The organism is Amycolatopsis bullii (assembly GCF_014654205.1).
GTDB classification, from domain to species: Bacteria; Actinomycetota; Actinomycetes; order Mycobacteriales; family Pseudonocardiaceae; genus Amycolatopsis; species Amycolatopsis plumensis.
Genome location: NZ_BNAW01000005.1, coordinates 1 through 15439, shown reverse-complemented (window position 1 = coordinate 15439; position 15439 = coordinate 1). Strand labels below are relative to the sequence as shown.

The window sequence follows — 15439 nt, the reverse complement described above, 5'->3', positions numbered from 1 at the left end:
CCGATGGAGGTCATCATGGCCGAACAACCCTTCCTCGGCCGCCGGGGATTCCTGCTGGGCGGGGCCGCCGTCGGCGCCGGGGCGCTGCTGGCCGGCTGCACGTCGAACACGCCCGCGAACTCGGAGGGAGGCGCGCCGGTCGCCAACGCGGGCAACAACACGCAGCCGGGCAAGCCGATCACCATCGGCTTCTCCGCACCGGCCGCCGACCACGGCTGGATCGCGGCGATCACCAAGAACGCCAAGGCCCAGGCGCAGAAGTTCAGCGAAGTGAAGTTCAACGCCACCGAGGGCACCAACGACGTCAACCAGCAGATCTCGCAGGTGGAGACGCTGATCAACGCGAAGGTCGACGTCCTGGTGATCCTGCCCTTCGACGGCAAGGCGCTCACCGCGGTCGGCCAGCAGGCGATGGACGCGGGCATCCCGGTGATCAACCTCGACCGCGTCTTCGACACGCCGCTGGCGTACAGAACGTGGATCGGCGGCGACAACTACCGGATGGGCGTCAATGCGGGCAACTACATCGCCGCGGAGCTCAAGAAGAAGAACGTCGCGAACCCGATCATCGGCGAGGTCGCCGGGATCGACTCGCTGCCGCTGACCCAGGAACGCAGCAAGGGCTTCTCCGACGCGCTGGGCCGCGCCGGGTTCAAGGTCGGCCCGCGCGTTTCGGCGCAGTTCACGTCGGAGTCGGGCGAGCAGCAGACGGCGAACCTGCTCCAGGGCGCGCCCAAGCTGGACGCGCTGTGGAACCACGACGACGACCAGGGCATCGGCGTCAACGCCGCGATCGACACCGCGGGCCGCAAGGAGTTCATCATGGTCGGCGGCGCCGGCTCGAAGAACATGATGAACCTGATCAAGGCGGACTCGTCGCCGATCAAGGCGACCGTGCTCTACAGCCCGTCGATGGCCTCGACGGCGGTCGCGCTCGCCCGCCTGCTCGGTCAGGGCAAGGGCATCGGCGACCTGGCCGAGCACGACATCCCGGCCGAGATCACCACGTACTCGGCGGTGGTCACCAAGGAGAACGTCGACCAGTACCTCGACGTCGGCTTCGACTCCTGACCGGACTTTTTCGCCAGACCGAAGGAGGGGTATGAGCCCGGGACGGGAAACCATCGGGATCGGCATGGTCGGCCACGCGTTCATGGGTGCGGTGCATTCGCACGCCTGGCGCAGCGTGCACCGGTTCTTCGACCCGCCGCTGGTGCCGCGGCTCGCCGTGCTCGGCGGCCGCGACGAGACCCGGGCCAAGGCGGCTGCGGAGAAGTTCGGCTGGGAGGACGTCGAGACCGACTGGCGGAAGCTCGTCGCCCGGGACGACGTCGGCCTGGTCGACGTCTGCACCCCGGGCGACAGCCACGCGGAGATCGCGATCGCCGCGCTGGACGCCGGGAAGCACGTGCTGTGCGAAAAGCCGCTGGCCAACTCGGTCGCGGAGGCCGAGGCGATGGCCGAAGCGGCGCGGCGGGCCCGTGACCGCGGGGTGCGGGCCATGGTCGCGTTCAACTACCGCCGGGTGCCCGCGCTCGCCCACGCCAGAAAGCTGGTCGAGAGCGGGGCACTCGGCGAGATCCGGCACGTGCGGTCGGTGTACCTGCAGGACTGGCTGTCCGACCCGCAGGCGCCGATGACCTGGCGGCTGCGTCGCGAAAGTGCCGGTTCGGGCGCGCTGGGCGACTTGGGTGCGCACATCGTCGACGCCGCCCAGTTCGTCACCGGTGAGGTGATCACCGGCGTCTCGGCGCTGACGAACACCTTCGTGAAGCAGCGGCCGTCCGAAACCGGCGGCACGGACGAGGTGACGGTCGACGACACCGCGTTGTTCCTCGCGCGGCTGTCCGGGGGAGCGGTGGCGACCTTCGAGGCGACCCGGTTCGCGCTCGGCCGCAAGAACGCCATGCGCCTGGAGATCAACGGCTCCAAGGCGAGTCTGGCGTTCGACTTCGAGTCCATGAACGAACTGCAGTGGTACGAGGGCACCGGCACCGAGGCCGGGTTCCGGCGCATCCTCGTCACCGAGCCGCAGCACCCGTACGTCGGCGCGTGGTGGCCGCCGGGGCACCTGCTCGGCTACGAGCACACGTTCACCCACGAGGTCGCCGACTTCCTGGACGCCATCGGCGCGGGCACGGACCCCGCGCCGAGCTTCGACGACGGCCTGCGCGTCCAGCGCGTGCTCGACGCCGTCGAAAAGAGCGCTGCCGCAGAAGCGAACTGGACACCGGTGGAGGAGAGATGAGCCGTCCCGTCACGTTGTTCACCGGCCAGTGGGCCGACCTGCCGTTCACCGAGGTGTGCAAGCTGGCCTCGGAATGGGGTTACGACGGGCTGGAGATCGCCTGCTCGGGCGACCACTTCGAGGTCGACCGGGCACTGTCCGAAGAGGACTACGTGCCCGGGCGGCTGCGCCTGCTCGCCGAGCACGGCCTCAAGGTGTGGGCGATCTCGAACCACCTCGTCGGGCAGGCCGTCTGCGACGACCCGATCGACCACCGGCACCAGGCGATCCTGCCGGCCCGCATCTGGGGCGACGGCGAACCCGAGGGCGTCCGGCAGCGGGCGGCGGCCGAAATGGCCGACACCGCACGGGCGGCGGCGAAGCTCGGCGTGGACACCGTCATCGGCTTCACCGGGTCCAAGATCTGGAAGTACGTGGCCATGTTCCCGCCGGTCACGCGCGATGACATCGATGACGGTTACGCGGACTTCGCCCGCCGGTGGCACCCGATCCTGGACGTCTTCGACGAGGTCGGCGTCCGGTTCGCGCACGAGGTCCACCCGTCCGAGATCGCCTACGACTACTGGACGACCCAGCGCGCCCTCGAAGCCGTCGACCACCGGCCGGCGTTCGGGCTGAACTGGGACCCGTCGCACTTCGTCTGGCAGGACCTCGACCCGGTCGGGTTCATCCTCGACTTCGCCGACCGGATCTACCACGTCGACTGCAAGGACACCCGCAAGCGCTTCGACGGCCGCAACGGACGGCTGGGCTCGCACCTGGCCTGGGCGGACCCGCGGCGGGGCTGGGACTTCGTGTCCGTCGGCCACGGCGACGTCCCGTGGGAGGACTGCTTCCGGGCGCTGAACTCGATCGGCTACTCCGGCCCGATCTCGGTGGAGTGGGAGGACGCCGGGATGGACCGGCTCCGGGGCGCGGCGGAGGCGGTGAAGTACCTGCGCGAGCACCTGTTCGACAAGCCGTCGGCGGCTTTCGACGCGGCTTTCAACAACCAGAAATGAGGGAGTTCCATGTGCGGTGACCTTGGAGGCAACACAGTGGCGCGGAGCGCCTCCATTGAGGGTGGCGGTGGGGGCATGGATGGACAGCACTCCCGACGGACATTCCTGAACGTGGCGACAGCGGCCCTCACGGTGGGGGCCGCGGCGGTGGCCCTGCCCGGCACCGCGAGCGCATCCCCGGCCCGCCGCCGCGTGCCGCTCGAGAAGATCAGCATCCAGCTCTACTCCCTGCGGTCCCTCCTCCAGAACGACCCGGAAGGCACGCTGTCGGCGCTGGCCGACATCGGCTACCGCAAGGTCGAGCTCGCCGGCACCTACGGCCGCACCGCGACCGAGTTCCGCGCCATCCTCGACCGCTGCCACCTCGAGGCGTCTTCGACGCACGTCGGCATCGACGGCGATCTGAACCAGGCGATCGCCGACGCCAAGGTCCTCGGCAACCGCTCGATCGTCGTGCCGTACGCGAATTTCGGCACCATCGCCGAGTGGGAAGCCTTCGCGGGCCGCATGAACACCGCCGCGACCGCCTTCAAGAAGGCGGGGCTGAAGCTCGGCTACCACAACCACGACCACGAGTTCGCCCCGATCGGCGGCGTCGTGCCCTACGACGTCCTCACCGCGAAGACGGACAAGCGGCTCGTCCACCTCGAGATCGATCTGTTCTGGGCGGTGAACGGCGGCGCGGACCCGGTCGAGCTGTTCCGGCGCAACTACCCGCGCGTCACGCAGTACCACGTGAAGGACCGGACCGCGGACGGGCAGATGGTCGACCCGGGCGCGGGGGCCATCGATTTCCCGCGCATCTTCGCCGCGTCCTGCCACACCATCCGCGAATTCATCGTCGAGCACGACCAGCCCGCCGACCCGCTGAACACGGCGAAGGTCGGCTTCGAATACCTCCGCACCGTCCGGTTCTGAGAGCCCCGGGGGACTCGACATGCGAGTATCACGTCGGTCGATGCTGGCCGGAACCGCCGCGGGCGTGCTCGCGCACGCGGTCGGGGTGGCCGGTACGGCGTCGGCCGCGGGCCTGACCCGCCAGCTCACCCTCTACGCCGAAGCCCTGCCCGGCGGCCTCTACGGCTACGGCCTCGAACCGGGCAAGGCCACGATCCCGGGGCCGCTGCTGGAGATCTACGAGGGCGACACCCTCGAGATCGAACTGGTCAACCGGACCGACCAGCGGCTGTCGATCCACCCGCACGGCGTCGTTTACGACACCGCGTCGGACGGCGCCCCGCTCAACGCGTCGTTCAACAAGCCGGGCGAGACGCGGACCTACACCTGGCGCACCCGGACCCGCTACGACGCCGGCGGCGGGTTCTGGATGCCCGGCAGCGCCGGCTACTGGCACTACCACGACCACGCGATGGGCACCGACCACGGCACCGCGGGCCTCGCGCGCGGGCTCTACGGCGGGCTGATCGTGCGCAAGCGCGGCGACCTGCTGCCGAGCAGGCAGTACACCGTCGTGTTCAACGAGATGATGATCAACCACAAGATGGCACCCGACACGCCGATCCTGGAGGCACGCCTCGGCGAGCGCGTCGAGTGGGTCTGCATCGGGTACGGCAGCCTGCCGCACACGTTCCACCTGCACGGGCACCGCTGGGCCGACACGCGCACCGGGATGCTTCGCGGCGCCGATGACAACGCTGCCATCGTCGACAACAAGAACCTCGACCCCGGCAGCTCGTTCGGTTTCCAGGTGCTCGCCGGGGAAGGCGCCGGGCCGGGCGCGTGGATGTACCACTGCCACGTCCAGACCCACTCCGACGGCGGCATGGTGGGGCTCTTCCTGGTCCGCAACCCCGACGGCAGCCTGCCCGACGGCGCGCAGGACGCGATCGACCGGTTCAAGGAGCACGGCCACACCGGGCACGACATGAACCCGGACGCTCAGACGCACCAAGGAGGGGAGCTATGAAGCAGCTTTTGGGGGGTCCAGGGGGGCTTGCCCACCTGGCGGGGTCTGGGGCTCGGCCCCAGAAGACACGGCGATGGTTCGGCAAGCGCGCTGCGGTCGTGCTCGCCATCGGATCGGTCCTGGCGGCCGGAGCTCCACTGATCGCGATGCCCGTGGCCGCAGCGGCCCCTGCGGCGAACGTGCCGGTGAACGTGCTGGTCTTCCACGGCGCCGCCGCCGATCAGAAGGACCCGGTGCTCCGGGCGGCGGACGCGATCGCGCGGCTGGGCGGGGACAACGGCATCACGGTGACGGCGTCCTCCGACCCGGGCGTCTTCAGCGCCGCCAACCTGGCCCGCTACCGCGGTGTCGTGTTCCTGTCCGCGCAGGGCGTCACGCTCAGCCGGGAGCAGGAAGGCGCGCTGCAGGCGTACATGAAGGCAGGCGGCGGGTTCCTCGGCATCTCCGACGCCGCCCGAGCACAGGCGGAGTCCCAGTGGTTCACCGGCCTGATCGGGGCTCGCCCGGTCGGGGCGCGGCTCACGCCCGAGGCGGTGGCGGCGGTGACCGCGAGCGGGGAGAACCCGCCCAACGAAACCAAGGAGAAACTGGCCGACAACAACGAGAACACGAAGTGGCTGACGTTCGCGACGACCGGCTGGGCGGCCTACAAGCTGGCCACGCCGGTCGCCGTCAGCAGCTACTCGCTGACGTCGGCGAACGACTACCCGGGCCGGAACCCGAAGAACTGGACGCTGCAGGGCTCCGCGGACGGCAGCACCTGGACCGACCTGGACACGCGGGCGAACGAGACGTTCACCGAGCCCTTCCAGACCCGGACGTTCACCTTCGCCAACACCACGGTCTACCCGAACTACCGGCTGAACATCACCGCCAACGCCGGGGAGCCGATTATCCAGCTGGCAGACCTCAAGCTGTTCAAGGACACCTCGGCGACCCCGCCGCCGCCGGAGTCGCCGCCGCAGCAGGCCGTCGTCGACGTCCTCGACGCCCAGCACCCGGCCACCAAGGGGCTGCCGCAGAACTGGACGCGCACCGACCGCTGGCTGAACTGGGAAACCAACCCGGTCGGCACCGTGCACACCGTGGCGCAGGTCGAGGAGAAGGGCTACCAGCCGGGAGTCGGCGCGAACGGCGCGTTCCACCCGATCTCGTGGTGCCGTGACTACGACGGCGGCCGCTCCTTCTACACCGGGATGGGCCGCACCGAGGCCTCCTACGGCGAAGGGCAGTTCCGCGACCACCTGCTCGGCGCCCTGCGCTGGACCACCGGCATGGTCCGCGGCGACTGCCAGGCTGGGATCGCCGCCAACTACAAGATCGAAAAGCTGACCGGCAAGAACGCGGCCGGCCAGCTCGACCAGATCGGCGAGCCGCACGGGCTGACCATCGCCCCCGACGGCAAGGTGTTCTACATCGGCAAGGCGGCCTGCCCGACCGGGCCGGTGGTCAGCTGGGACGACCCGAACGTCGGCCTCGGCTGCGGCACGATCCACCAGTGGGACCCGGTCACCAAGAAGCCCAAGCTGCTCACGACGTTGCGGGTGATGGGCAACCGGGGCAGCGGCGACGAGCTCGTCAAGAACGAAGAGGGCCTGCTCGGGCTGACGCTGGACCCGAAGTTCGCCGAGAACGGCTGGATGTACGCCTACTGGATGCCGCACGAGTCGATCGACCGCGACAAGCGGATCGGCAAGCGGACGGTCTCGCGGTTCACCTACAACGCGGCCGCGCAGACGATCGACCAGGCCACCCGCAAGGACCTGCTGTCCTGGGACGTGCAGATCCACAGCTGCTGCCACGCCGGCGGCGGGATGGCGTTCGACAAGGACGGCAACCTCTACATCGGGTCCGGGGACAACAACTCCTCGGGCGGCTCGAACGGCTACTCGGGCAACAACTGGACGCTCGACTACAAGGGCCTTTCGTTCCAGGACGCGCGCCGCACGGCGGGCAACACGAACGACCTCGGCGGCAAGATCCTGCGCATCCACCCGGAGGCGAACGGGACGTACACGATCCCGCAGGGGAACCTGTTCCCGAACGGGCCGGCGGACAAGACGCGCCCGGAGATCTACGTCATGGGTGTCCGGAACATCTCGCGGCTGCAGATCGACCCGGTGCACAACTGGATGACCGCGGGCTGGGTCGGCCCGGACGCGCCGTCGCCGAGTCCCGAGCTCGGGCCGGCGAAGTACGAGACGGCCACGATCATCACCGAGGCGGGCAACCACGGCTGGCCGTACTGCATGGGCAACCGGCAGCCCTACCGCGACCGCAGCAGCACCAACGCCGCGGAGCTCACCGGCTGGTACGACTGCGACCACCCGGTGAACACCTCGCCGCGCAACACCGGCCTGGTGACGCTGCCGCCGATCAAGGACAACATGATCTGGTACTCGCCGGACGGCGGCGGGCCGGTCTTCCCGAAGCGGCCGGGCTCGTCGATCCCCACGTACAACGCGGCGGACGCCACCTACACCCAGCCCTACCTGCGGGGCGGCGGCCAGGCGATCATGTCCGGGCCGACGTACCACCGCTCGCTGGTCAACACGAACAGCGGTGTCGCGTGGCCGGAGTACTGGGACAACAAGTGGTTCATCGCCGACGAAGCCAACTCGCAGAACCGGGTCGCGGTGGCCGTGGATCCGGCGGGCGTGCCGACGCACCAGCCGCCGGTGTTCGCCGAGACGTTCCGGCAGATCATCCCCGGCGGGTCCGGTGACACGCGGGTGCAGAGCTGGATGGACGCCAAGTTCGGGCCGGACGGCGCGCTGTACGTGCTCGACTACGGCAACGGGTTCTTCTCCCTGGACGCCAACCAGAAGCTGCTGAAGATCAGCTACACCGGTGGCGCGCCGACCCCGGCTCCCGCGGCGTCGTCGACCATGGTGCAGAACAAGGCGCTGACGGCGGCGTTCACCGGGTCGAAGTCCGGTGGCGTGTCCTACCGGTGGGAGTTCGGCGACGGCTCGGTGTCCACCCAGGCCGATCCGCGGCACACCTACCCGCGCACCGGCCTCTTCACCGCCAAGCTCACCGTGACCTACGCCGACGGCGAAGCGGTGACGACCCGGACCGCGGTCAACGTCGGGTGCGCGGTGGCCGATCCGAGCCCGGTGGTGACCTTGGGCGACACGATCACGAAGGTGGTCAACCGCAACGCCGGCGGTGGCTGCACGGTGGACGACTTCCTCGACGACGAAAGCACGTGGAGCACGCACGCAGCGTTCGTCAACCACGTCGAGCAGGCCACCGAGACGCTGTCCGACCTCGGGGTGCTCAACGACGCCGAGGTGGCGGAGCTGAACGCGGCCGCCGAGGCGTCACCGATCGGGAAACCGGGAACCACCGGCTACCAGGCGCTTTTCGACGGCACAGCCGAGTCGCTGAGGGCATGGGAGCAGGCACCTTCGGGGCAGTTCACCCTGCAGCCCGACGGGTCGATCCGCTCGGCCGGTGGGCTGGGCATGCTCTGGTACGCCCAGCGGCAGTTCGGCGACTTCTCGGTGAAGGTGCAGTTCAAGGACATCGCCCCCGACCCGAACCGGGCCAACAGCGGTGTGTTCGTCCGGTTCCCGGATCCGCGGACACCCCTGGACCAGCGGCCGCCGGGCAGCTGCGGGACGGTCGGGTCGGCGCGGACGTCGCAGGCGTGGGTCGCGATCTACTGCGGCCACGAAATCCAGATCTACGACGGCGACACCGGTGAGCCGCAGAAGACCGGGTCGGTCTACAACTTCGACCCGCGGCCGCTCGACCAGGCGGGTGCCCGGCCGAAGGGCACGTGGAACGAGTACGAGATCAAGGTCGTCGGGCAGCACTACACGATGATCCGCAACGGCGTGGTGATCAACGAGTTCGACAACACGCCCGGGCAGCAGTCGTCGCGCGCGGGTGACCCGCCGACCGACCTGCGGCAGTTCGTCAGCGGGTTCATCGGGCTGCAGAACCACAGCGACAACGACCTGATCGAGTTCCGCAACATCCGGGTGCGGCAGCTGTAACCCTGCCGCGGCTGGTCGTGAGTGCGTAACAGTGCTCTAACACTGTTACGCACTCACGACCCCTCACTTCAGGAAGGGTCCCCGCGATGTCCCCACGACTGATCGCCCTGCTGCTGACCGCTTTCCTGGCGGTGCTCGGGCTGGCGACGCCCGCGGCGGCGGCGCCGGTCCAGACGCTGACCTGGACCGGGAACAACAGCACCACCGAATACGCGTCCGCGCCGACCGGCGCCCGGCCCGGCGAGACCACCATCGTCTTCGAGAACAGCGAAGCGACCGGCAACACGACCGGGATGTCGCACACCCTGACGTTCGACACGACGACGCCGGGCTACAACCACGACGTCTCGCTGAACATCCTGGCCAACCCGTTCGACCCGCAGAACGGGCGGCACGAGGCCGTCGTGACGCTGACACCCGGCAAGTACCGCTACTTCTGCACCATCCCCGGGCACACCGCGATGGTGGGGGAGTTCGTCGTCTCCGACGGCACCGGCGACACGACCGCGCCGACCGTCACCGCGGCGGTGGCGGGGGACCGCGATCCGTCCGGCAACTACGTCGGATCGGCCACGGTTTCGCTGACCGCGACCGATGCGGGCTCCGGCGTGGCGTCGGTCGAGTACCAGCTCGACGGCGGCACGTGGACCACGTACACCGCGCCGGTGGTGGTGACCGCGGTGGGCATGCACATGCTGCACCACCGGGCCACCGACGTCGCCGGGAACACGTCCGAAGAAGGCATGGCGCACTTCACGATCGTCGAAGGGCAGGGCGACACCACCCCGCCGACGGTGACCGCCTCGATCGCGGGCGAGAAGGATCCGGCGGGCAACTACCTCGACGTGGCCACGGTTTCGCTGACGGCGACCGACGCGGACTCCGCCGTCCGGTCGGTCGAGTACCAGCTGGACGGCGGCGCCTGGACACCGTACTCGGCGCCGGTCTCGGTGACCGGGGCGGGCGCGCACATGGTCCACTTCCGGGCGACCGACGCGGCGGGAAACACGTCACCGGAGGGCATGGTGGGCTTCACGGTGGTGAAGCGTGACACGACGGCACCGACCGTGTCGGCCTCGGTCGCCGGCACGCGGGACTCCGACGGCAACTACGTCGGCAAGGCGACGGTCACGGTGACCGCTTCCGACGCGGGTTCCGGGGTCGCGGCGGTCGAGTACAAGGTGGACAGTGGGGCGTGGACTGCGTACGCGGGGCCGGTTCCGGTGTCCGCGGCCGGTGCGCACACGGTGGGCTACCGCGCTCGCGACGTCGCCGGCAATGCGTCCGCGGAGGGTTCGGTTTCGTTCACCGTGGTCGCCGGCGGGGACACCACCGCGCCTTCGGTCGCGCTCCAGGTCACCGGGAACCAAGACGGCGGCTGGAACTACGTGGGCTCGGCCACGGTGACGGTGACGGCCACCGACGCGGAGTCGGGTGTGGGCTTCATCGAGTACAAAGTGGACGCTTCGGCGTGGACCCGGTACACGACAGGCGTGGTCGTGTCCGCGCTCGGGGCGCACACCGTGCGGGCCCGGGCCACCGACGCCGCCGGCAACGTCTCGGCGGAGCTGGCGGGGGCGTTCACGGTGGTCGCGGCCGCGCCGCCGCCGGACGCCTGCCCGTCCTCGGACACCCGGGAGACGGTGGTGATCGGCGGGATCGACAGCCAGGTGGAGAACGTCGACACCGGCAACGGCTGCACGATCAACGACGTCATCGACGAGAACGCGGAGTACGCGTCGCACGACCGGTTCGTCAAACACGTGAAGGCGGTGACCCAGGAACTGGTGGCCGACGGGGTGCTGTCGACGGGCGACCGCAACCGCATCGTGACGGCCGCGATCGAGTCCGGCGTCGGTGGCGGCGGTTTGGCACCGGCGGACGCGGGTAAGCGGAAGTCTTCCGGCCGCGCCGACTGAAAGAAGTGACGGATGCCCGCCTTGACCCGCGTTCTCGGAGCGGTGACCGCCGCCTACAGTGCCACGATCATCGCCGCGCCGCGCGTACTGGCGAAACCGTGCGGCCTGACGACCCGGGACGGCGGGGTCACCGCGGGCGTCCGCACCTTGATCGCCGGTATCGGCGCCCGCGACGCGGCCATCGGCCTGGCGATGCTCCTCGCCCCCGCGGGCAAGCCGCTGCAGGTCGCGCTCGCGGCGCGGGTGGCGTCCGACGCGGCGGACGCGGTGGTGTTCGGCACGAACCTGCCGGACCGGGCGGCGCGCACGAAGGTGGCGGCGTTCGCGGCCACCTGGGCGACGCTGTGCGCGGCCTCGGCACTGGCCCCCTGAGCTCGCCGCGCGCCCGAGCCACTGCGGACGCGACCGGCGGGCCGGCCGTGCGGACGCGGAATCGTGCGCCGCGTCCGCACGGCGCCGGCTTCGACCCTGGCCAGGGTGCGGAAGCGGGAGCGGAGTTCGTAGCGTCGGTGGCATCCGGAGGAGGGCTGCGGCCACGATTGCCAGACCGTCTACACAGGACGGTTATGACCCGCGCCCAGGCACCGCCGTCACACCTCCGAGGCCGATGAATGCTCGGCCGCGAACCGGGCCAGCTCGGCGCGGTCGCGGACCGAGGTCTTCATCAGCAGCGCCGCCACGTGCTTCTCCACCGTGCGCGGGGAGATGTGCAGCCGCGCCGCCAGTGCCTTGTTGCTGAGCCGGAACGCCAGCAGCTCGAAGACCTCGTACTCGCGCAGGGTGACGCCGATCGCGCGCAGGCTCTCGGGCACCCGCTCGGTGCCCGTGCGGCGTTGCTGCACCGACGCGCCGGCCCGCCGCAGCAGCGCGCGGCACGCGCTGGCCACCGGGATCACATCCGCGCCGTGGAAGTGGCTTTCGGCTTCGCGCAGCCATTCCGCGGGCTCGCCCCAGCCGTCGTCGACGGCGGGTTCCGCGGTCAGGCGCAGGCCCAGCGGCCGGGCGACGCCGAACGGGGCGGCCGCCTGTGCCGCGCGCCGCATCGCCGTGGCCGCGGCCTCGTGCGCGTGGTCGCGGCCGTGCAGCACCGCCTCGGCCAGCAGCACGAACTGGCGGTTCCAGCGCATCCCGCCGGTGGCCCCGCCGGCGACGCGCCGGTGGTCGTCCCAGGCCGCGTCGCCGGCGATGACGTCGAGCAGCAGCTTGAGGCCGTGGGTGCCGGCGAGGTGGAAGGTGCTCTGCTGGCGCGCCTGGTCGGCGGCGAGCGTGTCCAGTTCGGCGCGTGCGGTGTCGCGGTCCTCCTCCAGCAGCGAGCAGAAGACGTGGGCCAGGCCGCGCGCGAGCGGGGCCTCGGGACCGGCGTCACCGCCGCCGCGCCGGAAGTCGCCGAGCGCGGCCTCCATCGCCCGGCGGTCGCCGCGGTGTCCCGCCAGCACCGCCTGCGCCATCTGGACGTACCGGGTGACGGCGTACAGCTTGATCCGCGACGCCTCCGCGTAGCAGGCGTCGAGCCGCTGCCCGGCCTCGGTGAACCGGCCGCACAGCACGGAATGCAGGCCCAGCACGGCCTCGGCGTTGTAGGCCAGGCTGATCCCGCCGGTGCGCAGGGCCTCGGCCCGCGCGGTCTCCAGCCCGGAGGGGTCCGCCTCGGCCAGCCAGGCGTTGCCGCCGAGACCGACCAGCGCGTAGTTGCGCCAGTTCGTCAGCCGGTGCTCGGCGGCGCGGTCGAGCATGCGCCGGAAGCACTCGTCGGACTCGGCCATGTCCCGCTCGCGCACCACGAACCCGACCGCGTAGAGCGCCTGGCACGCCGTCGACGGCGAGCCGATCCGCTCGGCGCCCTCGACCGCGCGGCGGCCCAGCTCTTCGCTGCGGCGCACCCGGTCGGGGGCCGGGCCGGACATCGAGAGGTACGCGTCCACGGCGTCGACCGCCACGGCCTCCTCGTCCAGTCCTGTCCCGGGCAGCAGCGCCCGCGCGGCGGCGACCTGCTCGAAGCCCTCCGCCCAGCGGCCGGCGACCTGCGCCGCCCAGGCCAGGCGGACGTGGACGCGGATCTGGCGCGCGGGGTCGCGGCCGTCGGCGGGCCGCAGCGAGCGCGCGACCTTCACCGCCCGGTCGAACCGCCCGGCCTCCGCCAGCGCGAACAGCAGCAGCTCGAGCAGGTCCCGGTACCGGCCGGACCGGTCGTCACCGCGATCGGCGTCGTCGCCGAGCAGGTTCACCGCGTGCTCCAGCACGGCGATCGCCGACCCGGGCGCGCCTTCGCCCAGCGCGCGCTGGGCGGCTTCGCGGTAGAGGTCGGCGGCGGCCCAGCGGTCCCCGGCGCCCAGCCGCAGCGACGCGGCCAGGCTGCACAGCTCACCCGGCAGGTCGGGGTGCAGTTCCACCACGGCGTCGGCCGCTTTCGCCGACAGCGCCACGCGTTCGGCCGGGTTGAGCAGGGTCAGCAGGGCTTCGGCGGTGAGCGGGTGGCGGAAGGCGTACCAGTCTTCGCCGCGCTCGTCGGCGATGAGCAGCTGGGCGGCGACGGCGGACTGCAGGTGGCCGAACAGGCTGTGGTCGTCCAGCTCGCTCACCCGCTGCACCACTGACAGGGGGAACCGGCGGCCGAGCACCGCGGCGATGGCGAGCAGCTGCTTGCCGCGTTCGCCGAGGCGGTCGGCGCGGCGGGTGATGATCGTGACGAGCGTCGAGGGCACGGCGCTGCGGCCGTGGCCGGTGAACCGCCAGCCCGCCGCGCCGTTCACCAGCTCGCCCGCCGCCACCATGCTGTGCAGCAGTTCCTCGACGACCAGCGGGTTGCCCGCGCTGTCGGCGAACAAGCGCTCGGCCACGTCGGCCGACACCTGGTCCGGCTCGGCGCCGAGCGAGGACGCCACGACGTCCCGCACTTCGGCGGGCCCGAGGCTGTCGAGCGGCATGAGGAGCCCCTCGCCGCGCCGGGCGACGGCGTGGGCCGCCTCGAGCGCGGGCGAGGGTTCGGCGCGCAGGGTGGCCAGCACGACCACCGGCTGCGTGCGGACGTTGGCGGCCAGGTACTCCACCACGGCGAGGGTTTCCACGTCGGCGTCCTGGAGGTCGTCGACGACGAAGAGGCAGCCGCGGCCCGCCCCGGCCAGCCCGGTGAGCCGCAGCGTCGCCTCGGCGAGGACGACCAGCGAGGAGTCGCCCGCGGTGTCGGTGCCGGCGGCCCAGTCCGGGATCAGCCTGCCCAGCACCGACCGGTACGGCCCGAGCTGTTCGACCAGCTCGCGGCCGCCGGTGCGGGCGAGGGACAGCAGCGCTTCGGTGAGGGCCCGGAACGGGACCGCGGGCCCGGTGGTGCTGCCGCGGCCGCGCAGCACCACCAATCCCGCGTCGAGGGCGTGGCCGACCGCCTCGGCGGCCAGCCGGGTCTTGCCGATGCCGGGTTCCCCCGTGACGAACACGGCCGATCCCGAAGAGCGGCGAGCGTCCCGCAACACCCGCTCGATCTCCTCGATCTCCGGTCCTCGGCCGACGAGAGCGGGGGCACGGGTGCGCATGCGCCAACCTTAGAGACCGGAGTCACGAATTCGGTGGTCTTCCGGTGGAGATTCCACTGTTCGGACGGCAGGATTGGGGTTGTTGTCACGCTTTGTGCCGTGCCGAGTACGTCACGCGTGCGTGTGGTTGCTCACCACGGTGCTGATGTCCACCGTGACGACCGCGGCACTGGCCACGCCGAGGGTGAGTCCGGCCAGAATCCCCGCCCGGACACCGATCTTCGTTCTGGCACCAGGGGTGGCGTCGCCGAGCGGGCTGTCCGCCTCCGAGCCGGCGGGGGTCGCGTCGAATTCGCCGGCGTTGGTGTCGTTGCGCATCTTCACTCCTGTGATGAGGTGTGTTTCGGGGTTATTTCCGGAGCCGTCCCGACGGTTCGAGCAGCAGAACCGACGGAACCTGTTCGGCAAAACCGACCCGCAACAACCCGAAACCGATACCCCCGGTTCCGGTCAGCAGGCCCGGGCTCGCTACTCCGTGCGGAGTACCGCACTGGAGCCCGTGTCCTTCGATGGCGCCCACGAGGCGCGAAGTCGCTCTCCGCAGCGCGGAGACCGACGGTTCGTGGCCCTGTCCGGCCAGCACCACGAGTGCTTCGAGGGTGCCGAGCTCGCCGTGGCAGAGCGATTGGTCGGCCGACGGCGGCCGGGCGGCCACCGCGGCCGAGAACGCGTCCGCCGTCCGTGCGGCGAACCCCGGACCGGCGGCCGCGGCGAGGACCCGGCCGGCCAGGCCCGAGCACCAGCCCAGGTCGCCGGCGACCGGTTCCGCCGTGATCCGGCCGCCGCGGCCGAGCGCCCAGTCGACACCCG

The 15439-nt window shown here is 71.1% G+C and carries 11 protein-coding genes; 8 read left to right on the top strand and 3 right to left on the bottom strand.

Going from position 1 to position 15439, the window contains the following annotated elements; all coding sequences use genetic code 11:
- Positions 1 to 15 precede the first annotated feature (15 nt).
- From IE317_RS08390 to IE317_RS08355, 8 genes are all read left to right on the top strand, one after another.
- Positions 16 to 1071, top strand: coding sequence for a substrate-binding domain-containing protein (locus IE317_RS08390; protein WP_191307932.1), 1056 nt, complete (start codon positions 16 to 18; stop codon positions 1069 to 1071).
- A 31-nt stretch (positions 1072 to 1102) separates the two neighbouring features.
- Entirely contained in the window at positions 1103 to 2248 is a 1146-nt protein-coding gene (locus tag IE317_RS08385; RefSeq protein WP_191307930.1) for a Gfo/Idh/MocA family protein, read from the top strand.
- Positions 2245 to 3249, top strand: a complete 1005-nt coding sequence (locus IE317_RS08380; RefSeq protein ID WP_191307928.1) for a sugar phosphate isomerase/epimerase family protein — start codon at positions 2245 to 2247, stop codon at positions 3247 to 3249. The genes IE317_RS08385 and IE317_RS08380 overlap by 4 nt, the downstream gene beginning before the upstream one ends.
- A 75-nt stretch (positions 3250 to 3324) precedes the next feature.
- Entirely contained in the window at positions 3325 to 4167 is an 843-nt protein-coding gene (locus tag IE317_RS08375; protein WP_191307926.1) for a TIM barrel protein, read from the top strand.
- Between the two features lie 19 nt (positions 4168 to 4186).
- Positions 4187 to 5176, top strand: a complete 990-nt coding sequence (locus IE317_RS08370; RefSeq protein WP_229902555.1) for a multicopper oxidase domain-containing protein — start codon at positions 4187 to 4189, stop codon at positions 5174 to 5176.
- A 146-nt stretch (positions 5177 to 5322) separates the two neighbouring features.
- Positions 5323 to 9183, top strand: a complete 3861-nt coding sequence (locus IE317_RS08365) for a ThuA domain-containing protein (protein WP_229902554.1) — start codon at positions 5323 to 5325, stop codon at positions 9181 to 9183.
- An 86-nt stretch (positions 9184 to 9269) separates the two neighbouring features.
- A complete protein-coding gene (locus IE317_RS08360) occupies positions 9270 to 11102 on the top strand; it encodes a cupredoxin domain-containing protein (protein WP_191307923.1) in 1833 nt (610 codons plus the stop codon).
- 12 nt (positions 11103 to 11114) lie between these two features.
- A complete protein-coding gene (locus IE317_RS08355; RefSeq protein ID WP_191307921.1) occupies positions 11115 to 11474 on the top strand; it encodes a hypothetical protein in 360 nt (119 codons plus the stop codon).
- Between the two features lie 218 nt (positions 11475 to 11692).
- On the opposite strand, the gene IE317_RS08350 is transcribed toward IE317_RS08355, so the two are convergent.
- The 3 genes from IE317_RS08350 to IE317_RS08340 form a co-directional block, all read right to left on the bottom strand.
- A complete protein-coding gene (locus IE317_RS08350; RefSeq protein ID WP_191307919.1) occupies positions 11693 to 14629 on the bottom strand; it encodes a helix-turn-helix transcriptional regulator in 2937 nt (978 codons plus the stop codon).
- 111 nt (positions 14630 to 14740) lie between these two features.
- Positions 14741 to 14947 carry a hypothetical protein gene (locus tag IE317_RS08345; protein ID WP_191307917.1) on the bottom strand — a complete coding sequence of 69 codons (207 nt, stop codon included), beginning with the start codon at positions 14945 to 14947 and terminating at the stop codon, positions 14741 to 14743.
- Between the two features lie 31 nt (positions 14948 to 14978).
- Positions 14979 to 15439: lanthionine synthetase LanC family protein (locus IE317_RS08340; RefSeq protein ID WP_308443390.1), on the bottom strand; the 461-nt coding region annotated here is incomplete at its 5' end.

Bases quoted from the DNA above. Each gene is read 5' to 3' on its own strand.
- IE317_RS08390 (WP_191307932.1), top strand. From the start codon at position 16: ATGGCCGAACAACCCTTCCTCGGCCGCCGGGGATTCCTGCTGGGCGGG.
- IE317_RS08385 (WP_191307930.1), top strand. From the start codon at position 1,103: ATGAGCCCGGGACGGGAAACCATCGGGATCGGCATGGTCGGCCACGCG.
- IE317_RS08380 (WP_191307928.1), top strand. From the start codon at position 2,245: ATGAGCCGTCCCGTCACGTTGTTCACCGGCCAGTGGGCCGACCTGCCG.
- IE317_RS08375 (WP_191307926.1), top strand. From the start codon at position 3,325: ATGGATGGACAGCACTCCCGACGGACATTCCTGAACGTGGCGACAGCG.
- IE317_RS08370 (WP_229902555.1), top strand. From the start codon at position 4,187: ATGCGAGTATCACGTCGGTCGATGCTGGCCGGAACCGCCGCGGGCGTG.
- IE317_RS08365 (WP_229902554.1), top strand. From the start codon at position 5,323: ATGCCCGTGGCCGCAGCGGCCCCTGCGGCGAACGTGCCGGTGAACGTG.
- IE317_RS08360 (WP_191307923.1), top strand. From the start codon at position 9,270: ATGTCCCCACGACTGATCGCCCTGCTGCTGACCGCTTTCCTGGCGGTG.
- IE317_RS08355 (WP_191307921.1), top strand. From the start codon at position 11,115: ATGCCCGCCTTGACCCGCGTTCTCGGAGCGGTGACCGCCGCCTACAGT.
- IE317_RS08350 (WP_191307919.1), bottom strand. From the start codon at position 14,629: ATGCGCACCCGTGCCCCCGCTCTCGTCGGCCGAGGACCGGAGATCGAG.
- IE317_RS08345 (WP_191307917.1), bottom strand. From the start codon at position 14,947: ATGCGCAACGACACCAACGCCGGCGAATTCGACGCGACCCCCGCCGGC.